The 25,932-nt window shown below is 73.6% G+C and carries 24 protein-coding genes and 1 riboswitch; of the genes, 8 read left to right on the top strand and 16 right to left on the bottom strand.

Annotated elements, in window-relative coordinates:
• The first annotated feature begins 13 nt into the window (after positions 1-13).
• Positions 14-700: a class I SAM-dependent methyltransferase gene (locus BJY28_RS10940; RefSeq protein WP_343037068.1), complete on the top strand. Its 687-nt coding sequence runs from the start codon at positions 14-16 to the stop codon at positions 698-700.
• Here BJY28_RS10940 and BJY28_RS10935 read toward each other — a convergent pair.
• From BJY28_RS10935 to BJY28_RS10920, 4 genes are all read right to left on the bottom strand, one after another.
• Complete coding sequence (locus BJY28_RS10935) at positions 693-1,733, bottom strand: prenyltransferase (protein WP_343037067.1); 1,041 nt, start codon at positions 1,731-1,733, stop codon at positions 693-695. The two genes, BJY28_RS10940 and BJY28_RS10935, sit on opposite strands and share 8 nt — an antisense overlap.
• Positions 1,730-2,443 carry a methyltransferase domain-containing protein gene (locus BJY28_RS10930; protein ID WP_179463045.1) on the bottom strand — a complete coding sequence of 238 codons (714 nt, stop codon included), beginning with the start codon at positions 2,441-2,443 and terminating at the stop codon, positions 1,730-1,732. Before BJY28_RS10930 ends, BJY28_RS10935 begins: the two co-directional genes overlap by 4 nt.
• Positions 2,444-2,457: 14 nt before the next feature.
• Positions 2,458-3,777 carry a glycosyltransferase gene (locus BJY28_RS10925; RefSeq protein WP_179463044.1) on the bottom strand — a complete coding sequence of 440 codons (1,320 nt, stop codon included), beginning with the start codon at positions 3,775-3,777 and terminating at the stop codon, positions 2,458-2,460.
• A 105-nt stretch (positions 3,778-3,882) separates the two neighbouring features.
• Positions 3,883-5,205 carry a bifunctional o-acetylhomoserine/o-acetylserine sulfhydrylase gene (locus BJY28_RS10920; protein ID WP_179463043.1) on the bottom strand — a complete coding sequence of 441 codons (1,323 nt, stop codon included), beginning with the start codon at positions 5,203-5,205 and terminating at the stop codon, positions 3,883-3,885.
• A 58-nt stretch (positions 5,206-5,263) separates the two neighbouring features.
• A riboswitch (SAM riboswitch) is annotated at positions 5,264-5,382 on the bottom strand.
• Positions 5,383-5,485: 103 nt separating this feature from the next.
• Here BJY28_RS10920 and BJY28_RS10915 point away from each other — a divergent pair.
• Positions 5,486-5,908, top strand: coding sequence for a nitroreductase/quinone reductase family protein (locus BJY28_RS10915; RefSeq protein WP_179463042.1), 423 nt, complete (start codon positions 5,486-5,488; stop codon positions 5,906-5,908).
• Here BJY28_RS10915 and BJY28_RS10910 read toward each other — a convergent pair.
• Complete coding sequence (locus tag BJY28_RS10910; protein ID WP_179463041.1) at positions 5,874-6,287, bottom strand: hypothetical protein; 414 nt, start codon at positions 6,285-6,287, stop codon at positions 5,874-5,876. The two genes, BJY28_RS10915 and BJY28_RS10910, sit on opposite strands and share 35 nt — an antisense overlap.
• The gene (locus BJY28_RS10905) at positions 6,280-6,642 is read right to left on the bottom strand and encodes a hypothetical protein (protein WP_179463040.1); all 363 of its coding nucleotides are present in this window, start codon (positions 6,640-6,642) and stop codon (positions 6,280-6,282) included. The genes BJY28_RS10910 and BJY28_RS10905 overlap by 8 nt, the downstream gene beginning before the upstream one ends.
• 42 nt (positions 6,643-6,684) lie before the next feature.
• Here BJY28_RS10905 and BJY28_RS10900 point away from each other — a divergent pair, with 42 nt between their 5' ends.
• On the top strand, positions 6,685-8,175 hold the full coding sequence (locus BJY28_RS10900; RefSeq protein ID WP_179463039.1) for a carboxyl transferase domain-containing protein: 1,491 nt from the start codon (positions 6,685-6,687) through the stop codon (positions 8,173-8,175).
• Between the two features lie 18 nt (positions 8,176-8,193).
• Here the strand turns inward: BJY28_RS10900 and BJY28_RS10895 are convergent, their stop codons facing one another.
• Positions 8,194-8,628, bottom strand: coding sequence for a hypothetical protein (locus tag BJY28_RS10895; RefSeq protein ID WP_179463038.1), 435 nt, complete (start codon positions 8,626-8,628; stop codon positions 8,194-8,196).
• Positions 8,629-8,745: 117 nt separating this feature from the next.
• On the opposite strand from BJY28_RS10895, the gene BJY28_RS10890 reads away from it, so the two are divergent.
• A complete protein-coding gene (locus BJY28_RS10890; protein ID WP_179463037.1) occupies positions 8,746-10,146 on the top strand; it encodes an L-serine ammonia-lyase in 1,401 nt (466 codons plus the stop codon).
• A gap of 76 nt (positions 10,147-10,222) precedes the next feature.
• Here BJY28_RS10890 and BJY28_RS10885 read toward each other — a convergent pair whose 3' ends face one another.
• Together BJY28_RS10885 and BJY28_RS10880 are read right to left on the bottom strand one after the other, a co-directional pair.
• Positions 10,223-11,644 carry a DUF2510 domain-containing protein gene (locus BJY28_RS10885; protein WP_179463036.1) on the bottom strand — a complete coding sequence of 474 codons (1,422 nt, stop codon included), beginning with the start codon at positions 11,642-11,644 and terminating at the stop codon, positions 10,223-10,225.
• A gap of 120 nt (positions 11,645-11,764) precedes the next feature.
• Complete coding sequence (locus tag BJY28_RS10880; protein ID WP_179463035.1) at positions 11,765-12,031, bottom strand: hypothetical protein; 267 nt, start codon at positions 12,029-12,031, stop codon at positions 11,765-11,767.
• A gap of 409 nt (positions 12,032-12,440) precedes the next feature.
• On the opposite strand from BJY28_RS10880, the gene BJY28_RS10875 reads away from it, so the two are divergent.
• Positions 12,441-13,199: a DUF6891 domain-containing protein gene (locus BJY28_RS10875; protein WP_179463034.1), complete on the top strand. Its 759-nt coding sequence runs from the start codon at positions 12,441-12,443 to the stop codon at positions 13,197-13,199.
• Between the two features lie 151 nt (positions 13,200-13,350).
• On the opposite strand, the gene BJY28_RS10870 is transcribed toward BJY28_RS10875, so the two are convergent.
• From BJY28_RS10870 to BJY28_RS10855, 4 genes are all read right to left on the bottom strand, one after another.
• Complete coding sequence (locus tag BJY28_RS10870; RefSeq protein ID WP_179463033.1) at positions 13,351-16,245, bottom strand: vitamin B12-dependent ribonucleotide reductase; 2,895 nt, start codon at positions 16,243-16,245, stop codon at positions 13,351-13,353.
• A 221-nt stretch (positions 16,246-16,466) separates the two neighbouring features.
• Entirely contained in the window at positions 16,467-16,955 is a 489-nt protein-coding gene (nrdR, locus tag BJY28_RS10865) for a transcriptional regulator NrdR (RefSeq protein WP_179463032.1), read from the bottom strand.
• Positions 16,956-17,298: 343 nt separating this feature from the next.
• Entirely contained in the window at positions 17,299-17,721 is a 423-nt protein-coding gene (locus tag BJY28_RS10860) for a LysM peptidoglycan-binding domain-containing protein (protein ID WP_179463031.1), read from the bottom strand.
• A gap of 235 nt (positions 17,722-17,956) precedes the next feature.
• Positions 17,957-19,165, bottom strand: coding sequence for a M24 family metallopeptidase (locus BJY28_RS10855; RefSeq protein ID WP_179463030.1), 1,209 nt, complete (start codon positions 19,163-19,165; stop codon positions 17,957-17,959).
• 188 nt (positions 19,166-19,353) lie between these two features.
• Here BJY28_RS10855 and lexA point away from each other — a divergent pair, with 188 nt between their 5' ends.
• The gene (lexA, locus tag BJY28_RS10850; protein WP_179463029.1) at positions 19,354-20,091 is read left to right on the top strand and encodes a transcriptional repressor LexA; all 738 of its coding nucleotides are present in this window, start codon (positions 19,354-19,356) and stop codon (positions 20,089-20,091) included.
• Between the two features lie 66 nt (positions 20,092-20,157).
• Positions 20,158-20,589 (top strand): glutaredoxin family protein, encoded by a 432-nt coding sequence (locus BJY28_RS10845; protein WP_179463028.1) that lies wholly within the window; start codon positions 20,158-20,160, stop codon positions 20,587-20,589.
• A gap of 59 nt (positions 20,590-20,648) precedes the next feature.
• Here the strand turns inward: BJY28_RS10845 and BJY28_RS10840 are convergent, their stop codons facing one another.
• The gene (locus BJY28_RS10840) at positions 20,649-21,518 is read right to left on the bottom strand and encodes an NAD-dependent protein deacetylase (RefSeq protein WP_179463027.1); all 870 of its coding nucleotides are present in this window, start codon (positions 21,516-21,518) and stop codon (positions 20,649-20,651) included.
• A 57-nt stretch (positions 21,519-21,575) separates the two neighbouring features.
• Between BJY28_RS10840 and BJY28_RS10835 the strand changes: the two genes are divergently transcribed.
• Entirely contained in the window at positions 21,576-22,496 is a 921-nt protein-coding gene (locus BJY28_RS10835; protein WP_179463026.1) for a LysR family transcriptional regulator, read from the top strand.
• Positions 22,497-22,559: 63 nt separating this feature from the next.
• On the opposite strand, the gene BJY28_RS10830 is transcribed toward BJY28_RS10835, so the two are convergent.
• The gene (locus tag BJY28_RS10830) at positions 22,560-24,977 is read right to left on the bottom strand and encodes a DNA internalization-related competence protein ComEC/Rec2 (RefSeq protein WP_343037065.1); all 2,418 of its coding nucleotides are present in this window, start codon (positions 24,975-24,977) and stop codon (positions 22,560-22,562) included.
• Entirely contained in the window at positions 24,974-25,870 is an 897-nt protein-coding gene (locus BJY28_RS10825) for a ComEA family DNA-binding protein (RefSeq protein ID WP_179463025.1), read from the bottom strand. Before BJY28_RS10825 ends, BJY28_RS10830 begins: the two co-directional genes overlap by 4 nt.
• Positions 25,871-25,932: the final 62 nt, after the last annotated feature.

The raw sequence follows: 25,932 nt of genomic DNA, 5'->3' as shown, positions 1-25,932 counted from the left end.
CTACGGTGGCCGGGTGAGCGCCCCCTTCTCCGACGACGTCTCCCGCCTGCTCGACCTGGCCCGCGACCAGGCGGGCTTCATGCCCGACGACGAGGGGATGCTGCTCTTCGAGACCGCCGCCGCGGCGCTGACCGCCGGGCCGGTGCTGGAGATCGGCACCTGGCAGGGCAAGACCGCGACCTACCTCGGGGCCGCGGCGCGGCTGGCCCGGGAGCGGGTGCCGGGCAGCGACCCGGTGGTCTTCACCCTCGACCACCACCGCGGCTCGGAGGAGAACCAGCCCGGCTGGGAGTACCACGACCCGAGCCTCGTCGACCCGGCCGCGGGGCGGATCGACACCCTCCCCTTCTTCCGGACGGCGATGACCCGGGCCGGCCTGGAGGAGGAGGTGGTCGCCGTGATCGGCCGGGCGCCGACCGTGGCCCGGCACTGGCGCACGCCGCTGGCGCTGCTCTTCGTCGACGGCGGGCACACCGACGAGCACGTCACCAACGACTACGAGGGCTTCGGCCGGTGGGTGGTGCCCGGCGGGGTGATGGTCCTGCACGACGTCTTCGCCGATCCCGAGGACGGCGGCCAGGCCCCGTGGCGCTGCTACCGGCGGGCGCTGGCCGGCGGGGACTGGGAGCAGGTCGGTGAGCGGGGCTCGATTCGGGTGCTGCGCCGGGTCGGCGGCACGGCCGGGGACCCGGTCAGCTGAGCGGGCTCCCGCTGTCCCGGAAGATCCCCGAGCCCGGGGTGACCCGGTCGATGGCGTCCACGGCCAGCACCACCGCGGCGGCGGTCCACGTGGAGCGCTCGATCGGCCAGCGGGTGGCGTCGGCGTAGACCAGCCCGGTGTGATAGCTGGCGTCCCGCTCGCGCAGGTGCTGCACGGCGCTGACCAGGCGGCGGGCCTCGTCGGTGCGTCCGAGCGCGTCCAGGGCGAGCGCCAGCTCGCAGGTCTCGGCGCCGGTCACCCACGGGCGGTCGTCGACGCAGCGGGCGCCGAGGCCGGGCACGACGAAGTCCTCCCAGCGGGCGTCGATCCGGCGCTCCCCCGCCGGCCCGCGCAGCGCGCCGGTGAGCACCGGGTAGTACCAGTCCATGCTCCAGCGGCGCTTGGCCGCCAGCCCCTCCCCGGAGCGGACCGCCGCCCCGGCCCGGTCCCGGGCGACGACCCAGCGGTCGGCGTCCTGGTCCAGCAGGTGGGCCAGCCGGATCCCGCAGTCGAGGGCGTGCCAGATCGAGCTGGTCCCGGCCAGCAGCCCGGTGTCGAAGGCGGCGCCGCGGGCATCCACCGCCCAGGCGAAGCCGCCGCCGGGCAGCTGCTGGGCGACCACGGTGTCCAGGGCGGCGGTGACCACCGGCAGCATCGCCCCCGCCGCGGCCCGGTCCCCGGTCACCAGCCAGTGGTGCCAGACGCCGACCGCGACATAGGCGCAGTGGTTGGTGTCGTAGCCGTCGTCGGTGACCTGCGCGCCGACGGTCTCGATCGGCCAGGTGCCGTCAGGCCGCTGGGCCGCGGCCATCCAGGCGAAGGCGGCGTCGGCCGCCTCCCGGTGGCCGGTCGCGGTGAGCGCCATGGCGCACTCCACGTGGTCCCACACGTCGGTGTGCCGTCCCGGCTCCCACGGGATCGACCCGTCCGGCTGCTGCACCCCGGCGAGGTAGCCGCCGGTCGCCACCAGCTGCGGCCAGCTGGGGTAGCCCTGCCCGCGGCCCGGGTAGTCGGCCTCGGCCGGCAGGCTCACGCCGGCTTGCGCAGGTAGACGACGAAGGACTTGCCGATGAGCGGGTCGAGCAGCCGCTCCGCGACCCGGGTCAGCGCCGGGCGGGACATCATGTCCCACACCAGCAGCCGGTGGTAGGCGCGCACCAGCGGGTGGTCCTCGCGATCCACCCCGACGGCGCACTTCAGCCACCAGTACGGCGCGTGCAGGGCGTGCGCGTGCGCGGTGCCCAGCGCCTCCAGACCGGCCGCCTCCAGCCGGGCGACGAGCCGGTCGCCGCGGAAGATGCGCACGTGCCCGCCCTCGTTGGCGTGGTACTCCTCGGACAGCGCCCAGCACACCTTCTCCGGGCCCCACCGGGGCACGGTGACGGCGATCGTCCCACCGGGGCGCAGCACCCGGACCAGCTCGCTGATCGCCGGCTGGGCGTCGGGGATGTGCTCGAGCACCTCGGAGGCGACGACCCGGTCGAACTCCCCGTCGGCGAAGGGCATCCGCAGCGCGTCCCCGTGCACGGTGCGGGCGCTGGCCCCCTCGGGCGCCTCACCCTCGACGGCCATCGCCTCCAGCATCCCGCCGACCTGGGCCAGCTCGTCCTGGTCCAGGTCGAAGGCGGTGACCCTGGCCCCGCGCCGGTACATCTCGAAGGAGTGACGGCCGGCGCCGCAGCCCATGTCCAGGGCGCTCTCGCCAGGGGCGAGGCCGAGGCGCGCGAAGTCGACGGTGAGCACGGGTGCAGGTCTCCTCAGGAACGGGGCAGGACAGGGTCGCTGCCAGGGGTCGGGCGGGGTGCCGGGTCGTCCTCGGCTCCGCGCGGGCGGGCGTCGGCGCCGCGGGAGCGGGCGTAGGCGTCCGCGGCCCGCTGGTAGGCGGCGGCGGTGGCCCGGGCGACGACCTCCCAGGAGTAGCCGGTGCTGGCCCGCTCCCGGCCGGCGGCGCCCATCCGCTCCCGCCGCTGCGGGTCGTCCAGCAGGCTGCCGAGGGCGTCGGCGAGCGCCGCGGGGTCGCCGGGCGGGACGACGTCGGCGCACTCCCCGGGCGGGCCGACGACCTCCGGCAGCGCGCCGGCGTCGGAGACGACCAGCGGGGTGCCGCAGGACATCGCCTCCAGGGTGGGCAGCGAGAAGCCCTCGTACCGGGAGGGGACGCAGCAGATCTCGGCCGAGGCCATCGTCTCGGCGAGCTCGGTGGTGCTCAGCCCGGAGCGGAAGCTCACGACGTCGGTGAGCCCGAGGGAGGCGACCAGCCGCTCGGTGGCTCCGCCCGGGATCGGCCGGGTGACCAGCACGAGCTCGACCGGGCGCTGCTCGCGCAGCCAGGCCACGGCGTGCAGCAGGGTGTCGATCCCCTTCAGCGGGGTGTCGGCGCTGGCGGTGGCGACGATCCGGCCGGGCACCCGGGCACCGGTCGGCGCGAAGACCTCGGGCTGGACCCCGAGCGGCACGACGGTGATCCGGGCCGGGTCGACGCCGAAGTCGCGGGCGATGTCCAGCGCGGAGGAGGTGGAGACGGTCAGCACGTGGTGCAGCCGGCGGGCGACCGCCTGCTGCATCCGCACGAAGCCGTACCAGCGGCGCAGGGTGACCCGGCGCCACGGGGAGGGTGCGGCGGCCAGGTCGACCCGGCGGTCCATCGAGATCGGGTGGTGGATGGTCGTCACCAGCGGCACCCGCCGCTGCAGCGCGAGCAGCCCCCAGCCCAGGGACTGGTTGTCGTGGACGACGTCGAAGTCGGCGGCCAGCCGCTCGACCTGCCGGGCCATCCGCAGGGTGAAGGTCAGCGGCTCGGGGAAGGCCGCGGTGAGCATGGCCAGGTACTCGAGCACGTCGATCCGGTCCCGGAACTCCGAGGGCCGCGGGGTGCGGAAGGGGTCCGGCTCGCGGTACAGGTCGAGGCTGGGCACCTTCACCAGGGCGACCCCGTCGTCGAGCTCGGGGTACGGCTGGCCGGAGAAGACGGTGACCTCGTGACCGAGCCGGACCAGTGCCCGGGAGAGGTGACGCACGTAGATCCCCTGCCCGCCGCCGTGCGGCTTGGACCGGTAGGAGAGCAGGGCGACGCGCACCGGAACACCTTACGTGGCGCGCCGCCCCGCTCCCTTCGGTGCACCACGAGGCGCTGGTCTCACTCCGCGCTCCTCCGTGGCGCTGCCGCCGCGACCGCCGCCGGGTCAGCCGGCGGCCGCGGCGAAGCCCTGCTCGAGGTCGGCGAGGATGTCGTCGATGTGCTCGATGCCCACGGCCAGGCGCACCAGGCCCGGGGTGACCCCGGCTGCGTAACGACCCTCGTCGGCGCCCTGGCTGTGCGTGGTCGACCACGGGTGGATGGCCAGCGAGCGCACGTCGCCGATGTTGGCGACGTGGCTGTGCAGGCTCAGCCCCTCGACGAAGCGTCGCCCGGCCTCCTCGCCGCCGTCGATCTCGAAGGAGAGCACGGCGCCGGCCCCCTTCGGCGTGTACTTCTGGGCGAGGTCGTGGAAGGGGTCGTCCGGCAGCGAGGCCCAGCGCACCGAGGTCACCTGGGCGTGCCCGTGCAGGTGCTCGGCGACGGCGCGGGCGTTCTCCAGGTGCCGCTCGACCCGCAGGCTGAGCGTCTCCAAGCCCTGGGCGACGAGGAAGGCGTTGAACGGCGAGGCCGCCGAGCCGAGGTCGCGCAGCAGCTGCACCCGGGCCTTGAGGATGAAGGCGAGGTTCGCGCCCAGCGGCGAGCCGACGCCGAGGTCGGGGCCGTAGCGCAGCCCGTGGTAGCTCTCGTCCGGCTGGTTGTAGGCGGGGAAGCGCTCCGGGTCGGCGGCGAAGTCGAAGGTGCCGGCGTCGACGAGCGCGCCGGCGATGGCCGTGCCGTGCCCGCCGAGGTACTTCGTCGCCGAGTGCACGACGACGTCGGCGCCGTGCTCGATCGGGCGCAGCACGTAGGGGGTGGCCACGGTGTTGTCGACGACCAGCGGGATCCCGGCGGTGTGCGCGACCTCGGCCAGCCCGGCGATGTCGAGGATCTCCGAGCGCGGGTTGCTGATGCTCTCTCCGAAGAGCAGCTTGGTGCTCGGCCGGATCGCGTCCCGCCACTGTTGCAGGTCGCGGCTGTCCTCGACGAAGGTGACCTCGATGCCGTAGCGGGTGAGGGTGGAGCCGAGCAGGTTGTAGGTGCCCCCGTAGAGCGCCGGCGAGGCGACGACGTGGTCGCCGGCCTCGGCGATGTTGAGGATGGCGAAGGTGGTCGCTGCCTGCCCGGAGGCCAGCAGCAGCCCGCCGACACCGCCCTCGAGGGAGGCGATCCGCTGCTCCACGGCGTCCGTCGTCGGGTTGGTGATCCGGGTGTAGATCGGGCCGAGCTCACTCAGCGCGAACCGGTTCGCGGCCTGCTCGGTGCTCTCGAACTGGTAGCTCGTCGTCTGGTAGATCGGTAGCGCCCGGGCCCCGGTGGTCGGGTCGGGCTGCTGGCCGGCGTGCACCTGACGGGTCTCGAAGGCCCAGCTGGCGGGATCGGTGGACATGGGTGCTCCTCGTGCTCGGTGAGCGACGTGGTCCTGGGCGCCGGGCGCCTGCGGGACGTGCTCGCGCTTGACCGTCGGCGGGATTGCCGGCCGGTCCAGGTCGTCTCCCGGGGCACCCCACCGCGGGTGGAGGGTTGCCGGCCAGCGAGCCGGGGCTTCGCGCTGGCGCTCAAGACCTGGGCTCAACCTAGACGCGCTCCCCCGCCGCTGACAACCCTCCCGGCCGTGGCCCGGGCCACCCCCGATTGACGGGGGTCGGTGCCGGGGCGAGGCTGGGTCCATGAGCACCCACAAGTTCTCCTGGGCCCACGACCAGGCCGCCCAGATCCTCGAGGCCGGCGACACCGCGGTGGTCGACATCATGGACCGCTCGGTGGTGCTGCTGCACACCATCGGCGCGCGCTCGGGGCAGGTGCGCCACGTCCCGCTGATGCGGGTCGAGCACGACGGCGCCTACGCCGCCGTCGGCAGCGCTGGCGGCCAGGAGAAGGACCCGCACTGGGTGCACAACCTGCGCGCCAACCCGCAGATCGAGCTCCTGGACGGCCGGGAGAGCCTGCAGGTGACGGTGCGCGAGCTGGCCCCGGGGCCGGAGCGGGACGCCTGGTGGGAGCGCTGCGTGGCCGCCTTCCCGCCCTACGCGGAGTACCAGGAGCGGGCCGAGCGGCTCATCCCGCTCTTCCTGCTCGAGCCTGCCGGCTGAGCCACCACAGCCCGACGAAGGGCAGCACCAGCGGCAGGTAGCCGTAGCCCGAGCCGAAGTGCGACCACACCGTCTGGTCCGGGAAGAGCTCCGGCGCCGCGTACGACAGCGTGCCCACGACGAGGACCCCGACCGCCTCGACGCTCACCGTGACCGCGGCCAGCCGGCTCATCCCCTTGCCCAGGGCGATCGTCGCCAGCAGGTAGAGCACCGCGGCGACCGCGGAGAGGACGTAGGCCAGCGGGGCCCGCTCGAAGTACTCGACGATCTGCAGGATCGAGCGGCCGGTGGCCGCCAGCGCCAGCACCCCGTAGGCGGCGACGACGAGCACCCACGGCCCGTGCCCGGCGCGCTCGGGCGCGGGCCGCCGCTCAGGCACCGGTCCACCAGATCTGCAGGATGCGGTAGGCCATCACCGCGACGGTGAGCGCCCCGGCGATGACCACCCCCATGGTCCACCGGGTCTTCTCCTTCAGCGCGAGGAAGACGACCGCCGGCGGCACCACCGGCAGGGTGAGGGCGTAGGCCAGCATCGTCGCTCCCTCCGAGGAGTCCCCGACGTCCCGGTGCACCAGCACCACGACGACCGCGAGCGCGAGCAGCAGCAGCTCGACCACCGCGGTGACCAGCAGCAGGGCGTCGTCGACGATCCGGTCGATGACGAGGTAGATCGCGGCGAGCGCCGCGAGCACGACCACCGACGCGATGACGATCGTGGTCAAGGGCACAAGCACGGCGCCAGGGTACCCAGCGCGCCGGCTGGCACGATGCGGGCCATGCCACGACGCCCCGGTGCCCACGAGCTCGTCGACCAGGTCGTCGACGAGGCCAGCTTCGTCTCCTGGGACGAGCCGATCTCCCGGGACGGGCTGGACGAGGGCTACCGGCAGGCCCTGGACGCCGCCGCGGCGCGGGCCGGCACCGACGAGTCGGTGATCACCGGCCGGGCCCGGATCGAGGGGCACGACGTCGCCCTGGTCGTCGGCGAGTTCGCCTTCCTCGGTGGGTCGATCGGCCGGGCCGCCGCCGGGCGGATCGTCGCCGCCGTGCGCCGGGCGACCGCCGAGCGGCTGCCGCTGGTCGCGGCCACCGCCAGCGGCGGCACCCGGATGCAGGAGGGCACGCCCGCCTTCGTCACGATGGTGGACATCTCCGCGGCGGTGGTGGCGCACAAGGCCGCCGGGCTGCCCTACCTGGTCTACCTGCGGCACCCGACCACCGGCGGGGTCTTCGCCTCGTGGGGGTCGCTGGGGCACATGACGATCGCCGAGCCGGGCGCCCTGGTCGGCTTCCTCGGCCCCGTGGTCTACGAGACGCTGCACGGCGAGCCCTTCCCGGCCGGGGTGCAGGTCTCGGAGAACCTCGTGGCCAACGGGATCATCGACGCGGCTGTGCCGACCGAGGAGCTGGCACCGGTCGCCGCGCGGGCGCTGCGCCTGCTCTCCACCCGCAGCACGCCGGCACCCGACGTGGTCGCGCCGGTCGAGGCCGCGCCCCCGGCGGGTGTGGCCCTGGGCGGGTACGCCAGCCACCCCGAGCCCTCCGACGAGGAGATCGCGCGGGTGTGGGCCTCGGTGACCACCACCCGCCGGGCGGACCGGCCCGGGGTGCGCGAGCTGCTGCGGCACGCCGCCGACGACGTGATCCCGCTCAACGGCACCGGGCACGGCGAGTCCGACCAGGGCGTCATGCTGGCGCTGGCCTCCTTCGGCGGGCGGCCCTGCGTGCTGGCCGGTCAGGACCGCCGCTACCAGGTGGAGCAGTCGATGGGCCCGGCGGCGCTGCGCGAGGCGCGCCGGGGCATGGCCATGGCCGACCAGCTCGGCCTGCCGCTGGTCACGGTCATCGACACCCCGGGGGCGGACCTGTCCCGGCACGCCGAGGAGGGCGCGCTGGCCGGCGAGATCGCCCGGTCGCTGGCGGACATGACCACCCTGGGGGTGCCCAGCGTGTCGGTGCTGCTCGGCCAGGGCACCGGGGGCGGCGCGCTGGCGCTGCTGCCGGCACGTCGGGTGATCGCCGCCGAGCACGGCTGGCTGAGCCCGCTGCCGCCGGAGGGGGCCAGCGCCATCGTCTACAAGGACACCGAGCACGCCGCGCTGCTGGCCACGCGGCAGCGGGTCGGCTCGGCCCAGATGCTCGCCGACGGGGTGGTCGACGTCGTCGTGCCGGAGCGGCCGGCGGCGCACGAGGACCCGGAGGGCTTCGCCGCCGCCGTCGGCGCCGAGATCGCCCGGCAGGTGCAGCTCCAGCTCGACGAGGGCTGACCTGCTCAGGTCGACGGGTCAGCCGGCCAGCCGCGGCTCGGTCCATCGCGGCATCGCCACCACGCCGTCCTCGGTGGCCAGGTAGCACCCGAGCAGCCGGACCCCGCCGGCGTCGCAGGCCCGGATCGCCGTCTCGTGCCAGGCCCGCTCCGGGTCCTCCGGGACTCTGCCGCGGGGCCGGCCGAGGGCCAGCACCAGTCCGCCGAGCGCTCCGCCGAGGTGACCGACGAAGGCGTCGAAGACGCGTTCGCGCTCCTCCTCGGTGCAGCCGTGCGGCACGTCCTCGATGGTCACCGGCTGGATCATCCGGCCGGTGCCGTCGCAGAGCAGCAGGCTGAGGCTGCCGACCGCGCGCTCGCTGTCGCGCACGACGAGGTCGACGACGTCGGCGGCCAGCACCGGGTCCTCCAGGGACCGGGAGGGCCAGCCCTTCGGCAGGTCGTGGAAGCTCATGCCCGCAGCATGGCGGCTTCGGCCAGATCGGCCGCGGAGTTCTCCACAGCCCCGGACGAGGCGCGCCGTGACGTCGATGTGACCACATGCTGAGACAGCGGCAGTAGGGTGACCGGCGTGGCACTGAGCGTCTTCGACCTCTTCTCGGTGGGCATCGGCCCCTCCAGCTCGCACACGGTCGGTCCGATGCGGGCGGCCGTCCTCTTCGTCGAGCAGCTGGAGCAGGACGGCCTGCTCGACGCCGTCGACGGGGTACGGTGCGAGCTCTTCGGCTCCCTCGGCGCCACCGGCCACGGTCACGGCTCCTACTCCGCGGTGCTGCTCGGGCTCGGTGGCGAGCGACCGGAGACCTGCGACCCCCGGGCGGTCGCCGACCGCCTCGAGGAGATCGGCCGGACCGGGCGGATCAGCCTGCTGGGTCGGCACGAGATCGCGCTGGACCCGGATCGCGACGTCGTGCTGCACCGCCGCGCCAGCCTGCCGTTGCACCCCAACGGGATGCGGTTCGCCGCGCTGGACGAGGACGGCGCCGCGCTGGCCACGCACACCTACTACTCGGTCGGCGGCGGGTTCGTCGTCGGCGAGGACGCCTCCGGCTCGACCCGGATCGTCGAGGACCGCACCCCGGTGGCGCACCCCTTCACCACCGGGGACGCGCTGCTGGCGCGCTGCGCCGACACGGGGCTGTCCATCGACCGGCTGATGCTGGAGAACGAGCGGTCGTGGCGCGACGAGGAGCAGGTGCGCTCCGGGCTGCTGCACATCTGGTCGGTGATGCGCGAGTGCATCGACAACGGGCTGAGCACCGAAGGGGTGCTGCCCGGGGGCCTGCGGGTGCGCCGGCGCGCGCCCGACCTGCATCGCCGGCTGGTGGAGGAGGCGGGCCGCGAGGAGGCGGGCGCCGACCCCCTTCGCGGGATGGACTGGCTGACCCTCTACGCGCTGGCGGTCAACGAGGAGAACGCCGCCGGGGGCCGGGTGGTGACCGCCCCGACCAACGGCGCGGCCGGGATCATCCCGGCGGTGCTGCGCTACTACGTCGAGCACGTGCCCGGCGCCGACGAGGACGGGATCGTGCGCTTCCTGCTGACGGCCGGGGCGATCGGGGTGATCTACAAGGAGAACGCGTCGATCAGCGGGGCCGAGGTGGGCTGCCAGGGAGAGGTGGGCTCGGCCTGCTCGATGGCGGCCGGGGCGATGGCCGCGGTGCTCGGCGGCACCCCGGCCCAGGTGGAGAACGCCGCCGAGATCGGCATGGAGCACAACCTCGGGCTGACCTGCGACCCGGTCGGCGGTCTGGTGCAGATCCCGTGCATCGAGCGCAACGCGGTCGCCGCGGTCAAGGCCATCACCGCCGCCCGGACCGCGCTGCGCGGGGACGGCAGCCACGTGGTCTCGCTGGACAAGGTCGTCGCGACGATGCGGGACACCGGGCGCGACATGAAGGTGAAGTACAAGGAGACCGCCCGGGGCGGGCTGGCCCTGAATGTCGTGGCGGTCAACGTCATCGAGTGCTGAGTCATCGAGTGCTGACGCGCGTCGGCGGGCGCCCCCTGGTGAGGGTGCGCCCGCCGACGTCGACGACCTGCTCAGGTCACTTCTTGGTGATCTCCCAGTCGCCGCTGGCCTCGATGACGAGGTACTCCGTGCCGTCCTGCACCGTCGTCGTGCCCTCGAAGTCCTCGAACTCGCTGACCAGCCGGTCCGGGGAGTCGCCGCCGACCGCGGTGACGACGAAGTCGCCGAGGAAGCTGTCCGACGGGGCGGTGAAGGTGGACTCGATGTCCGCGCTGCCGCCCTCCCACTTGAAGACCTTGGACCCGCTGCCGCTCTCGCTGGAGCCGAAGGTCGGGGCGCTCTCGATCTTCTTGTAGGTGATCTTCCAGTCGCCGTCGCCCTCGATCGCCAGGCGGTTGGTGCCGCCCCCGTAGCTGGTGAGGTTGTAGGCGCCCGTCCCGGTGGTGTCGCCGATGGTGTTGAAGACCAGGTCGCCGGTGTCCGAGCCGTTGGTGTCCTGACCCTTGACGACGAAGTTGCTCTCGCCGGTGTACTCGACCTCGACCAGCCCCGGACCGTCACCCGGCGGCACCTTGATCACCTCGGCGCCGCTGCCGCTGTAGGTCTTGTCGAACTCCGCCGAACGCACCCCGTCGCTGCCGGTGCTGCTCGAGCCGGTCGGCGTCGCGGAGCTGCTGCTGGAGGAGGACGAGCTCGACGAGGTCGGGTCGCTCGAGCTGGAGCTGCTCGAGCTCTCGCTCGTGGAGCTGGAGCTGCTGCTCGAGGAGGAGCCGGTGCCCTCGCTCTCGTCGTCCCCGGTGAAGAAGAAGATGCCGCCGACGCACAGCGCGATGGCGAGCACCAGGACCACCACCGCGGCGATGATCGGCAGTGTGAGGTTGCGCTTCTTCCCGTCCTCGGACTGCGCCTCCTGCCCCGGCTGGCCCTGCTGACCCGCGCCGTAGGAGGACTGGCCGTAGCCGCCCTGGCCGTAGCCGGAGTCCTGCTGACCGTAGGAGGACTGGCCGTAGCCACCCTGGCCGTAGCCGGAGTCCTGCTGACCGTAGGAGGACTGGCCGTAGCCACCCTGCCCGTAGCCGGACTCCTGCTGATCGTAGGAGGACTGGCCGTAGCCACCCTGCCCGTAGCCGGACTCCTGCTGACCGTAGGAGGACTGGCCGTAGCCGGAGTCCTGCTGACCGTACGAGGACTGGCCGTAGGACGACGACCCGGTCTCGCCGCCGCCGTAGCTCGGCGGCTGGCTGCCCTCGGCGGGCGAGGACTCCGACGCCGGCATGGCCTGGGTCTCGGGAGCCCGCTCGCTGCTGGGGCGCACCCGGGTCGCCTCGTCGACGCCCGAGTCACCGGCGTCACCCGAGGACGCGCCCGCCCCCGGCTGCTCGACCCCGAAGCCCTCGGGGGTCGGCTGACGGTGCTCGGTCCACGAGCCGCCGTCCCAGTAGCGGATCTGTCCGTCCTGCTCAGGGTCCGGGTACCAGCCGGCCGCCCAGTCGCTCATCTGAGGGTCCCCCTCGTCGAAGGTGAAGTCGGTGCATGCGTCGGGCAACCCTACCGGGCGTCGCGCCAGGAGCCGATGGGGAGAAGTCCCCAGGTCAGCAGAGGTGCGGGTGCCCCGGGCTCAGAAGGGGTAGCCGGCCCGCTGGTTGGCCCGGACCGCCCCCTGGTAGGCGTCGTACATGCCGTATCCCCAGAAGCCGAGCATCACCGGGAGGGCCAGGAAGCCGATGAAGAAGAACCAGGAGAAGCAGACCATGAAGACGATGCTCAGGCCGTAGCCGACGAGGATCCCGACGCCGGCGCTGACGTCCCCGTTGATCATCGACCCGACCCCGGGTACGAGGAAGGAGATGAGCAGCGAGAGCAACGGCTCCTTGCGTGGCTGCACCGGGTGGGGCATCGGCGGTGGCAGCCGTCCCGGCGGCGGGTAGGGCGGGGGGAGCTGCCCGGCCGGCGGGTACGGCGGCTGGCCGGGGGGTGGCTGACCCGCGGCCGACGGGTACGGCGGCTGGTCAGGTGGCCGGTAGGGCGGTTGGCCCTCGGACGGTGGGTACGGCGACTGGTCGGCCATCGTGTCGTCTCCCCTGCGTCTGGTCTCGCGTCGCTCGCGGCCGACGGGTGGCCGCTCGAGACGCACCCTAACCCGCGCCTCGGGCGCAGCCGCGCAGGACGTGAGGTCGCGCGGCGGGTCGTGCGGCCCGGGCTCGGACGGCCCGGGCTCGGCCGGCGCCTGCGGGTGCACCATGCTGGTGCTGCCGACCGGCGGGGTCGGCGCCGCACGCAGGGAGGACGCAGGGATGGAGAAGGACGAGACCGCCGACGGATCGGCGGGACGCCGGGGGGAGGCTGACCTCACCGGGTGGATCAGGCTGCAGATGGCCAGCGGGTTGCGCTCCAGCGGCGAGATCGTCGAGGCGTTGCTCGCCGGTGCGGCCGGGGACCGGCTGCCCGACGCCGACTGGGAGAGCGCCGGCCGGGAGAGCGCCGAGCGACGCGGTGACGAGCGAGCCGGTGACGAGCGGGCCAGTGGTCTACAGGCTGGTGACGAGCTCCTGGGCCGTGGGGAGCTCGAGGAGCTGGTCGCCCGGGTGGCGGCGCAGTACCGGGAGCAGCAACCGGGACCGTCGGCGGATGCCCAGGCGCTGGTGTCGGCGGCCCGCGGGCTGACCACGATCGGGCTGCTCGTGGCGCTCGGCGACGAGGAGGACGAGACCCTGGCGCGCGAGGCGGCGCTGCGCCGCGCCGCCGCGGCCCGGGCAGGTGGCGCGATCATCACCGGCTGCGTCTACGCCTCACGGGCCGCGGTCGAGGACATGGTGCTGCTGGGGCGGCTCGAGCTCGGGGTGGCCGCGCTCGAGGAGGACGAGCACAGCGCCGTCGGGGCGCAGCTGGCCTCCGCCCTGGGTGGCGGGCCGATCCAGGCTCAGGCGGCGACCCTGGGGCGGGACGTCGTCGACCAGCTGGTCGCGGCCGGGCTGCCCGCTCGGTGGGACGGCGGGCCGGGCTCACCGGTCGTCGTCGAACCGATCGCCTACGCCGCTCCCCTGGTGGACTGAGCGCCCGTCCTGAGGACAGGGACCGAGGGCGTGGACCGATCGCGCCACGCCGCCGGGTGGTGCTCCGACACCATCGCCGACCCCTCCCCGACGCACGACGATGCCCGCCGCACCCCGTGGGGTGCGGCGGGCATCGTCGTCGCTGCTCAGCTCAGCTGCAGCCGCTGGTGGAGCCGCAGCCCTCGCAGACGTAGCAGGAGCCGGCGGGGCGCATCTTCGTCCCGCAGGTCATGCACATCGGCGCGTCCGCGGTCTTGCCCTGGAACTTCTCCAGCAGCTCGGCCGAGGAGTGCACGTCGGTGGAGGTCTCCCGGGCCGAGGCGGCGCCGGCGCCCGAGGTCACCTCGTCGGCGTGCTCTTCCTGCTTGGCCTCCGCGCGCTCGGCGCGGGTGGCCGCCGACTGGCTGAAGGACTCCAGCTCGCCCTCGTAGTCGTCGTCGGAGTCGTCGCTGGAGGAGCTGGCCTCGTAGGAGCCGGTCTCGAGCTGACGGGCCCGCTCCTCGGCGGTGTGGATGCCCATGAACGAGCGGGTGTCGAAGTCGAGGTAATCCAGCGCCAGGCGACGGAAGACGTAGTCCATGATCGACTGCGCCATCCGCACGTCCGGGTCGTCGGTCATGCCGGCCGGCTCGAAGCGCAGGTTGGTGAACTTCTCCACGTAGGTGTCCAGCGGCACCCCGTGCTGCAGCGCGATCGAGATGGCGATCGAGAAGGCGTCCATGAGACCGGCCAGGGTCGAGCCCTGCTTGCCGAACTTCAGGAAGATCTCGCCCAGCTCGCCGTCGTCGTAGGTGCCCGCGGTGAGGTACCCCTCGGCCCCGCCGACGGCGAAGCTCGTCGTCTGCGAGGTGCGCCGCTTGGGCAGCCGGCGCCGCATCGGGCGGTACTCGACCGTCTTCTCCGGCGCGGCCTCGGTGGTGGCCTCCTCGCCCTTCGACCCGCCGTCGGAGAGCGGCTGGCCCACCTTGCAGTTGTCGCGGTAGACCGCCAGCGCCTTCAGGCCCAGCTTCCACCCCTGCAGGTAGACGTCCTCGATCTCCTCGACGGTGGCCGACTCCGGCAGGTTGACCGTCTTGCTGATCGCGCCGGAGAGGAAGGGCTGGACCGCGGCCATCATCCGCACGTGACCCATCGGGCTGATCGCCCGGGCGCCCATGGCGGTGTCGAAGACCTCGTAGTGCTCCGGCTTCAGGCCGGGGGCGTCGATGACGTGACCCTTGTCAGCGATGTACTCGACGATCGCCTCGACGGTCTCCTCGGCATAGCCGAGCCGGTGCAGCGCGCGCGGGATCGTCAGGTTGACGATCTGCATCGAGCCGCCGCCGACGAGCTTCTTGAACTTCACCAGGGAGAAGTCCGGCTCCACCCCGGTGGTGTCGCAGTCCATCATGAAGCCGATCGTCCCGGTGGGGGCGAGCACCGACGCCTGGGCGTTGCGGAAGCCGTTCTTCTCACCGGTCTTGACCACGGCCTCCCACGCCTTGGTGGCGTGGGCGTGGATGTCCTTGTCCATGGTGTGCATGGTCCGGATCTGGTCGTTGGCGGCCTGGTGCTTGCGCATCACCCGGTCGTGGGCGTCGCTGTTGCGGGCGTAGCCGGCGTAGGGGCCGACGACCCCGGCCAGCTCGGCCGAGCGCTTGTAGGCGGCACCGGTGAGCAGCGAGGTGATCGAGGCGGCCAGCGAGCGGCCGCCGTCGCTGTCGTAGCCGTGACCGGTGGCCATGAGCAGGGCGCCCAGGTTGGCGTAGCCGATGCCCAGCTGGCGGTAGTCGCGGGTGGTCTCCCCGATCGGGTCCGTCGGGAAGTCGGCGAAGCAGATGGAGATGTCCATCGCGGTGATGACCAGCTCGGCGACCTTCTGGAAGGTGGCCGCGTCGAAGGTGTCGTCGTCGCGGAGGAACTTCAGCAGGTTCAGCGAGGCCAGGTTGCAGCTGGAGTTGTCCAGGGACATGTACTCGCTGCACGGGTTGGACGCGGTGATCCGGCCGGACTCGGGGTTGGTGTGCCAGTCGTTGATCGTGTCGTCGTACTGGATGCCCGGGTCGGCGCACTCCCAGGCCGCCTTGGCGATCTTGGAGAAGAGCCGCTGGGCGTCGACGGTGTCGATGACCGAGCCGTCCTCGCGGGAGGTGAGCCCGAACTCGGAGCCCTCCTCGACCGCGCGCATGAAGTCGTCGCTGACCCGGACCGAGTTGTTGGCGTTCTGGTACTGCACCGAGTGGATGTCCGAGCCGCCGAGGTCCATGTCGAAGCCGGCGTCGCGCAGCGCGCGGATCTTGTCCTCCTCGCGCGCCTTGGTGTCGACGAACTCCTCGATGTCCGGGTGGTCGACGTCCAGGACGACCATCTTCGCGGCCCGCCGGGTGGCCCCGCCGGACTTGATGGTGCCGGCGGAGGCGTCGGCGCCGCGCATGAAGGAGACCGGGCCGGAGGCGGTGCCGCCGGAGGAGAGCAGCTCCTTGGAGGAGCGGATCCGGGAGAGGTTCAGGCCGGCGCCAGAGCCGCCCTTGAAGATGAAGCCCTCCTCCTTGTACCAGTTGAGGATCGAGTCCATGGAGTCGTCGACCGAGAGGATGAAGCAGGCGCTGACCTGCTGCGGCGAGCGGGTCCCGACGTTGAACCAGACCGGCGAGTTGAAGCTGAAGATCTGGTGCAGCAGCGCGTAGGTCAGCTCGTGCTCGAAGATCTCGGCGTCGGCGTCGGTGGCGAAGTAGCCGTGCTCCTTGCCGGCCGCGGTGTAGGTGAGCACGACCCGGTCGATGAGCTGCTTGAGACCGGTCTCGCGGGCCGGGGTGCCCACGGCGCCGCGGAAGTACTTGGTCGTGACGATGGTGCTCGCGTTGATCGACCAGAAGTCGGGGAACTCCACCCCGCGCTGCTCGAAGATCGTCTCGCCGGTCTTCCAGTTCTGCTGGACGACGTCCCGCTTCTGCCAGGTCACCTCGTCGTAGGGGTGGACCCCCTCGGTGGTGAAGATCCGCTCGATGGTGATGCCCTTGCGACGGGCTCCGCGGCGTGCGCGCGACGTACCGGCGGTCTCGGTCATGGTCCCTCTCCTCGTGCCGTTCGGCGTTGACTCGGCATCGGTGTCGATCTGCTCGATGTCGATGTGCTGATCTCGGTGGTTGCTCGGTCTCGGTTCGTGCTGGTCGTGGTGCTGGTCCGTGGTGCTGCTGGCGCCTGGTAGCCGCGTGCGGTGGTGCGACCCGTCCAGGAACAGCCTGTCACCGGGCACCGACAGCCGACGCACGCCGGTGCCCGGGGTCTCTAGGGGGCGGCCTCCTCGGCCGTGGTCGGGTGCTCGCTCGCGTCCCGCTCGGCCCGCAGCACCGCGATCGCGGCCTGGAAGTCCTCGAGGGAGTCGAACGACTGGTACACCGAGGCGAAGCGCAGGTAGGCGACCTCGTCGAGCTCGCGCAGCGGCCCCAGGATGGCCATGCCGACCTCGTGGGCGTCGATCTCGGCGCTGCCCCGCGCCCGGATGGACTCCTCCACGCGCTGGGCCAGCAGGGCCAGGTCGTCCTCGGAGACCGGTCGACCCTGGCAGGCCTTGCGGACCCCGACGAGCACCTTGGCCCGGCTGAACGGCTCAGCCGCCCCGGACCGCTTCGTCACGTTGAGGCTGGCGCTCTCCAGCGTGGTGAAGCGGCGCTGGCAGACCGGGCACTCCCGACGGCGGCGGATGGTGCTGCCGTCGTCGGCGGTGCGGCTGTCGATGACCCGGGAGTCGGGGTTGCGGCAGAACGGGCAGTGCACCCTCCCAGCTCCCTTCCTGTGGATCGATCGGTGGACACGTCTGGGGATGACCCGGTGTGAACTGTGGAGAACTGCTGCCGCGTTGTGCACAAGATGTGGACGAATGACAACGGTGTAACCACAAGATGTAGGACCATTAGAACCCTTCGACCCCACCTCGCGCAAGGGGAGGCGCGCCTCCCCCGGGATCCCGGGCGACACGCCGATGCCGGTGACGCACGACACGACGCACGACGAGGGGCCGGTCACCGTGACCGGTGACCGACCCCTGTCATGCGGCGCACGGGCAGCCTGGACCCGGGCACCTGACGCGGCGCCGCGGGTCGAGGGCGGCGCCGCGGGCTCAGGCCGCCGGGATCACGAGCTCCTGGCCGGCGTGCACGTGGGCGCTGCCGAGGTCGTTAGCCACGACGAGGGCAGAGACCGCCTCGGCCATCGGCAGGTCCGGCAGCTCGGCGCGGGCGATCTCGCCGAGGGTCTGCCCCTCCGTCACCGTGACGACCTCCGGGGTCGCGGTCGCGCCGGCCGGCCAGGCGGCGACGGCGCCGGTGGCCAGGGCGACGCCGAGCACCGCCGACGTCAAGACGAGGCGACCGCGCCGGGTCACCCGCACGGTCGGTGCCGCGGCGGGCGTGACCTGCTCCCCAGTGGGCAGCGAGACGAGGTGGCGCCGCCGCACCCCCGCCCGGTCGGCGGGGTGCCCGGCAGGCACGGGGCGAGCGGTGGCGAGGCTGTGGCTGCTGGCGCTGAGCGCGGTCGCGGTCATGGCTTCCTCCAGGTGGCGTGGTCCGGCACCGTCCGACATCGAACGGACGTTCGAGCGAACAGGTGTACGAGTTGTAGCACGCACGTTCGACCCGATCAACCGCGACGTCGAACAGACGTGCGGATCGTGACCGGTCCGAGATCGTGGTGCGTCCATGCCCTGAAGTCGACCATCGACCACCGACAGCCCTCTGACCTGCGCAGACGCAGGGCAGCTGCGACCGCAGGATGAGCCCTCAGACCCGGATGAGCCCCCGCGGCAGGCTGGTGAAGGTCTCCACGCCGGTCTCGGTGATCCGCACCGACTCAGAGACGCCGTAGCCAGCGCCGGAGATCCACATGCTGCAGATGACGTGGAAGGTCATGTTCGGCTCGAGCACCGTGGACTCCTCGCTGCGGATGCTCATCGTCCGCTCCCCCCAGTCCGGCGGGTAGCCGATGCCGATGGAGTAGCCCAGCCGCGAGGGCTTGGTCAGGCCGTGCTCGGCCAGGGCGAAGGTCCACGCCTCGGCCAGCCGCGAGGCCGGCACCCCGGCGCGGGCGGTGTCCAGCAGCCGCTGCAGCCCGTCGGCGACGGCCTGCTCCAGCGCCACCACCTCAGGGGCGGGCTCGCCGAGCACGACGGTCCGGGTGAGCGGCACGTGGTAGCGACGGTGCGCCCCGGCCAGCTCCAGCAGCACACCGTCGCCGGCCCGGAAGCGGCGGTCGGTCCAGGTCAGGTGCGGGGTGTCGGCCGCCTCGCCGGTCGGCAGCAGCGGCACGATCGAGGGGTAGTCGCCCCAGGCGTCGCCGTCGCCGAGGGCCTGGGCACGCATGATCTCGCCCGCCACGACGTTCTGCGGGACGCCCTCCCCGATGCTCCCCAGGGCGGCCTCCATCGCCTTCGTCGTCACCCGGGCGGCGGTGCGCATCAGCTGGATCTCCCGGTCGGACTTGACCGCGCGCACCCAGTTCACCAGCTCGAAGCAGTCGACGAAGCGCCACTCCGGGATGGCCGCGACCAGCGCCCGGTAGGCCTTGGGCGAGAAGAAGTGGGAGTCCATCTCCAGCCCGACCACGCCGTGGATCCGCCCGACGAGGCCGCGCCGGCGCATGTCGAAGGCGACCCAGTCGAAGGGGTGGAAGTGCGGCCGGTGGATGTGGTTCTCCGGGTAGCCGACGATCTGCTCCAGCGGCAGCCAGGCGGTGCGGTGGGCGCCCTGGGCGTCGATGTGCCGCGCGTAGAGGACGATGTCGTCCTCGGCCGGGACGACGAGCACCTGCGGGGTGTAGAAGGACCAGGCGTCGTAGCCGGTGAGGTAGTAGAGGTTCGCCGGATCGGTGACCAGCAGCGCGGACAGCCCCTGGTCGGCCATCCTGGCCCGCACCCGGGCCAGCCGCTGGTCGTACTCGCTGCGCGGGATCCCGGTGTCGGACTCGGGCGTGGTCTCGGGCGTGGCGCTCATCGGCGGCCTCCTCGGACGGTCCGGGCCGCCGGGCGTCGGCGGCGTCGGGCCCGAGTCTGCCAGCGCTGCACCGTCGTGCCACGGGGGCCCGGAGACCGCGTCAGACGCCCCGACACGCTCGAACAGATGTTTGATATGTGTGTTCGAGGTGCCTAGGCTTGAGCGCAGCCACCAGCGAAAGGGTCGAGATGAGCGACGACAACATCCACCGCCTCCCGGAGCGGGACACCGGTGACGGTCTTACCGTGCGCCAGCGGCGCGTGCTGGAGGTGATCCGCAGCGCGGTCGCGGCGAAGGGGTACCCGCCGAGCCTGCGCGAGATCGGCACGGCGGTTGGCCTGACCTCCCCCAGCTCGGTGGCCCACCAGCTGGCCTCGCTGGAGCGCAAGGGGTACCTGCGCCGCGACCCGAACCGGCCGCGCGCGATCGAGGTCATCGACCCCGACGCCGGCGCCCCGGCTCCCCCGCCCGCCGACATCGCCGGCCCTCGGGGCGGCGCTGCGCTGGACGACGATGACCACGACCCGACCGGCCAGGGCGACGCCCGGCCGGACGCCAGCTACGTGCCGGTGCTCGGCCAGATCGCCGCCGGCGTGCCGATCATGGCCGAGGAGAGCGTCGAGGACGTCTTCCCGCTGCCGAAGCAGATCGTCGGCGAGGGCTCGCTCTTCCTGCTCAAGGTCGTCGGTGACTCGATGGTCGACGCCGCGATCTGCGACGGCGACTGGGTGGTCGTGCGCCAGCAGCCGCAGGCGGACAACGGCGACATCGTCGCCGCCATGCTCGACAACGAGGCGACGGTCAAGACCTTCAAGCGCACCGACGGCCACGTCTGGTTGCTGCCGCACAACCCCGCCTTCGACCCGATCGACGGCGACCACGCCACCATCCTCGGCAAGGTCACGGCGGTGCTGCGGCGGGTCTGAGCGGCCTGTCCGAGTGACGCGGCCTGCTGTCTGAGTGACTTCGAGCGACCTGGCAGGCTGTCCGTCATGACGCGTTGGCTCCCGCCGGTGGCGATCCTCGTCGGCACCGGCCTGCTGGTGGGCCGGTCGGTGGCCGACGGCCAGCCCGGCTTCATCATGCTCGCCCTGGCCGGTCTGGCGCTCGCCTGGTGGGTCTCCCCGCTCAACGGCATGCTCGGCCCGAAGCACGCGGCGGTGACCGCGGACCCGGCGGCGCACCGGGTGGTCGTCTACTGGCGGCCCGGGTGCGTCTACTGCCTGCGTCTGCGCGGGGCGCTGGGGAAGTACCGCTCGCAGGCCACCTGGGTGAGCATCTGGGCGGACGCGGACGCGGCCGCCTACGTCCGCTCGGTCAACGACGGCGACGAGGTCGTGCCGACCGTGGTCATCGACGGGCAGGTGCACACCAACCCGGACCCCGAGATCGTCCGCGCGGCGGTCGGTGCTCCCGCCCGCTGAGCGGTCCGACCCGCGCGGTCGGTGAGATCTCGGCCCGGATCAGCCGGCCGTAACCAGGCTCAGCCGAGGCGCTCGACGAGCCCGGCCAGGGCCGGCGCCAGCTCCGTGTCGATCCGCAGCGTGGCCAGCTCGTCCCCGCGGGTCGGCCCCCGGGTGAGGATCACCACCGGGATCCCCCGGGCCGCGGCGCGGCGGACGAAGCGCAGCCCGGACATCACCTGCAGCGAGGACCCGAGCACGAGCAGCGCCGGTGCGGCGTCGGTGAGCGCGAAGCACTCCTGCACCAGCGGCTTGGGGACCGCCCCGCCGAAGAAGACGACGTCCGGGCGCAGCATGTCCGACCCGCAGACCAGGCAGGTCGGCGGCACGAAGCGCTCGACGTCGACCTCGTCGAGGCGGATGTCGCCGTCCGGCCGGATCTCGTCGCTGTCCACCTCGTAGCCGGGGTTGAGCGCCCGCATCCGGGCGTCCAGGTCCGTGCGGGCGCTGAGGTCGCCGCAGCTCATGCACACCACCCGGGACAGGCGGCCGTGCAGGTCGATGACGTCGGTGGTGCCGGCGGCCTGGTGCAGGCCGTCGACGTTCTGGGTGATCAGCGAGCCGATCGCGCCGAGCCGCTGCAGCGCGGTGACCTGACGGTGCCCGTCGTTGGGCCGGGCCGCGGAGAAGCGCTGCCAGCCGACGTAGCTGCGCGCCCAGTAGCGCTGCCGCGCCTGGCTGCTGGCGACGAACTCGGACAGGTGCATCGGCGTCACCCGGCGGGTTCCGTCCGGGCCGCGGTAGTCCGGGATCCCGGAGTCGGTGCTCATCCCCGCCCCGGTGAGCACCAGCGCGGGGCGCTCGGCCAGCACCGCCGCCGCGGCGTCGAGCTGGTCGGCGAGCGCAGCATCCGGCACGGCGTCGGCGGCGGTCGAGGGCAGTGCGGACATCGCCCACCATTATGCGCCGCCGGGGGCCGGGTGACCCGTCGGGATATCGTGAGGGGCATGATCGACGCCGCAGGGCTGCGCGTGATGCGGGCCATCGCCGAGGAGGGCAGCTTCACCGCGGCCGCGCTGGCGCTCGGCTACTCCCAGCCCGCGGTCTCGCAGATGGTCAAGCGGTTGGAGCAGCGCACCGGGACCGTGCTCGTGGAGAAGGTGGGCCGCAGCGTGCGGCTCACCGAGGCCGGCGCCGTGCTCGCCCGGCATGCCGAGCCGGTGCTGCAGGCCCTCGACGCCGCCGAGGAGGAGGTCGCCGCGATCGCCGGGCTGCGCTCGGGCCGGGTGCGGCTGATGGCCTTCCCCTCCTCGTCGGTGACCCTCGTGCCGCGCGCGCTGGCGAAGGTGCGCGAGCGCTACCCGGACGTCGCCGTCACCTTCACCGAGGCCGAGCCCCCGGAGTCGCTGGCGGCGCTGCGGGCCGGCGAGTGCGACCTGGCGGTGGCCTTCTCCTACGAGGGCGGCGCGCTGGAGCGCTCCGGAGACCTCGAGGGGCTGGAGGTGCGGCCGCTGCTGCACGAGCAGGTGCAGGTGGCGCTGCCGGTGGACCACCCGCTCGCCGAGCAGGAGGTGGTCTCGATGACCGACCTCACCGACGAGGACTGGATCGCCGGCTGCCCGCGCTGCCGCGGCCACCTGCTGCAGCTCGCCCACGACGCCGGCTTCGCGCCGCGGGTCGCCTTCGAGACCGAGGACTACGTGGCGGTGCAGGGTTTCGTCGCCGCCGGCCTCGGGGTGGCCCTCATCCCGGACCTCATCCGGGCGGCGACCCGCAACGACGACGTCGTCATCCGCCCGCTCGCCCCGCAGAGCCACCGGCACATCCACGTGGTGACCACCGAGGACCTGGCGAAAGTACCGACGGTGGCGGCGACTCTGGACGCGCTGTGCGAGGTCGCCCGGGCCGCGGCCGGCGTCCCCGCCTGAGCCCGCGCCGCCCCCTTCGCGCCTCGTCCCCCATCCCTCGTCGTCCTCCTCTCCGCTCGCCGCTCACCGGGCGGTGAGCACCGAGCGGTCTGCCCGCACGGCGACGTCCCCGTCGGTGTCGGTGCGCAGGGTGCGGGTGCCGTGCTCGGCGAGCCAGGTCAGGGCGCTCGGCGACGGGTGGCCGTAGGTGTTGTCCGCGCCGACGCTGATGATCGCGGTGGGCGCGGCGACGCTGTCGAGGAAGTCCTCGTCGAGGTTCGCCGAGCCGTGGTGCGGCATCTTCAGCACGTCCGGGCCGTCGCGCTGCATCCACGCCTGGCGGCGGGAGGCCAGCAGCATCGCCCGGCCCGCCTCCCGCTCGACGTCGCCGAGGAGCAGGGTGTCCAGGCCGCCGACGTCGGCGCGCAGCACGACGCTGCCGTTGTTGGAGGCGGAGCCCTCGCTGATCCTCCGCGCCGGCCACCACACCTCGGCGCGCACCTGGCCGAGCTCGACCGTGTCACCAGCGACGACCCGGGTCACCGGTACGCCGGCCGCATCGGCCAGGCGGTGCACCTCATGCGCCTGCTCGGGCGGGTCGTCCACGGGTCCGAGCAGGAGCCGGTCGGCGCGGCGGCCGTCGAGCGCCCCGGCGAGACCGTCGACGTGATCGGCGTGCAGGTGGGTGAGCACGATCGCGTCGAGCCGGGTGACGTCGAGCCGGTCCAGGCAGCCGTCGACGAGCTCGGGCTCGGGTCCGGCGTCGACGAGCACCGCGCGACCGGGCCCGCTGGCGAGCACCAGCGCGTCGCCCTGGCCGACGTCGCAGGCGACGAGCCGCCAGTCCGGTGGCGGCCAGGTGAAGGTGCGCTCGGGCAGCACCCCGACCCCGAGGACGGCGACGCAGCAGCCGGCCACGACAGGGCTGGCTCGGGCACGGGCGAGCAGCCACGGCCCACCGAGCACCCCGAGCGTGGTCAGCGCCGCCAGCAGCACCGCACCGGGGGGCCCGTCCGGCCAGCCGATCGCCCCACCACCAGGGGCGTCGGCCGCGAGCCTGGCGATCGCGGCGATGCCGAGGGCGAAGGGAGCCCCGCACCAGGCGATGAGCGTCGCCGGCGCGGTGTGCACGACGGCCACCACCGCGGCGAGCACCCCGGCGATGGTCGCCGGCGCGACGAGCGGGGCGGCCAGCAGGTTGGCCAGCACGGCGACGACGCTCACGGTGCCCTGCAGCAGCACGACGACCGGCGCGCAGACGAGCTGTGCGGCCAGCGGGATGGCGACCGCCGGGCCGATGACGTGCAGCCGTCGCGGCAGGTGGGCGTTGATCGCCCGGGACCACGGCCCGGCGAGCAGCAGCAGCCCGAGGGTGGCCAGCGTGGAGAGGGCGAAGCCGTAGGAGCGCGCCAGCCAGGGGTCGAGGCTGAGCAGCAGCAGGATCGCCGCGCACAGCGCCGCGGGGCCCGAGCCGCGGCGGGAGGCGCTCAGCCCGAGCAGCCCGATGGCGCCCATCGTGGCCGCGCGCAGCACGCTCGGCTCGGGCCGGGCGAGCACGACGAAGAAGGCGAGCGCCGCACCGGCCGCCCACGGTCGCCACCGCCGAGGCAGCGCGACCAGCCGGGTGAGACCGATGACCGCGGCCAGCACCACCGCGACGTTGCTGCCCGAGACGGCGGACAGGTGGCTCATACCGACCAGCAGCATGTCGTCGCTGAGCTCCGCCGGGGTCTGCGAGGTGTCCCCGATGACCAGCGCCGGCAGCAGTCCTTGGGCGTCGGCGGGCAGCGGCTCGACGGCGCCTCGCAGCTCGGTGCGCATGTGCTCGGCGACCGCCCGCACCGGCGAGCGGTCGCCCACCTCTTCGGGCGGCCCTCGCGGGCTCAGGTGGGCGACGACCTCGTCGCCGCGCTCGGCGGCGGCCAGCCGCCCGCTGAGCCGGACCCGGTCGTGCCAGCCGACCTGCGCCCACTCCCCCGGCGCCATGAGCAGCACCGGTGCGCGGACCGGGGTGGTCTCGCCGCGGGCGGTGACCTGCTCCAGCCGTACCCGCAGCCGCACCCGGGGCTCCCCGCCGAAGCCGGAGCGGACCCGGACCGGCTCGGTGAGCACCACCGCCTCTGCGGTGACGCTGGCCCGCTCGTCGGCCAGCGCCGGCACCGGTCCGGCGCGACGGGCGGCATCGTGCCCGGACGAGGCACCGAGGACCAGAGCGAGCGCGAGCAGGGTCAGGGCGAGCAACGGACGCCCGCGACTTGCCCGCGACCGCCAGCCGCCACCCGCGTGCCGGGCCCGGTGCACGGTGCCGAGGACGAGCAGCAGCCCGAGGAGCGCGGCGACGGCGGCGACGACCAGCCGGGTCCGGATGGGCCAGCCCAGCGCCCAGGCACCGATCGCCCAGGCGAGCAGCGCCGGCACGAGCAGTCGCAGGTCGAGCTGGCGGCGGTCCCCTTCCCGGTCGGCGGCCGAGGTCACGGCGCCCGCGACCGCCGCGCCGCTCACACCGTGACCTGCCCGGAGAGGTCGGCGAAGGTCTTCTCCCCGATGCCGCTGACCTCGTTGAGCTCCTCGACCGCGGTGAAGCCGCCGTGCTCCTCACGCCAGTCGATGATCGCCTGGGCCAGCACCGGCCCGATCCCCGGCAGCGTCTCCAGGGTGGTCAGGTCGGCGGTGTTGATGTTCACCATCGCTCCGTCGGCACCCGGACCGCTCGCACCCGCACCAGGCGTGGCCGCACCCGTCGGTGCCGCACCCGCCGTCGGGGCCCCCGCGGCCGGGGTCGGGGTCTCCCCCGGCTTCGGCACGTGCACCTGCTCTCCGTCGACGAGCACGCGGGCGAGGTTCAGCGCGCCGGTGTCAGCGCCGCTGCTCGCCCCGCCGGCCTCCTCCAGCGCGTCGCCGACCCGCGAACCGGAGGCGAGGGTGACCAGGCCGGGCGAGCGCACCTGGCCGACGACGTGCACCGTCACCTGACCCGAGGGCACGGCCCCCGCGGTCGGCGCCGCGGTCGGTGCCGCCGAGGCCGGCCCCGAGGCCGCCGCCCCGCCCGGTGACGCCGCCCCGCCCGGTGACGCCGCGGCACCCTCTGATGCGTCGGCGAAGGCGGACCGGTCACCGGTCGTCGCCACCGCCTCGCCCCCATCCGTGGGGGCGGCGGCCGACTCCGAGGCGTGAGCAGCGAGCAGATAGCGGCCGCCCAGGACGAGCAGCGCGAGCACGACGACGATCGCCACCCCGCGGGCGGCGCGACCACCCACGGCGTAGCGACCCTCGCGCAGCGAGCTGGGCGCGCGCAGCAGCGGGCCCCGCTCGTCGTCGAGCAGCGCCCGCACCCGGTCGCGCTGGTCCTGGCCGTGCCGCCCGGAGCCGCTGTCGTGCTGTCCCGATCCGTCCATGACCGGTGACGCTAGGCCCGGCGGGCGACCCGGTCAGCGGCCCTGGCCGACCGGTGGAGACC

Source organism: Janibacter alkaliphilus (genome assembly GCF_013408565.1).
GTDB lineage: Bacteria > Actinomycetota > Actinomycetes > Actinomycetales > Dermatophilaceae > Janibacter > Janibacter alkaliphilus.
Note: the sequence above shows the minus strand (reverse complement) of the source record. Positions and strands in the feature narration are given on the sequence as shown.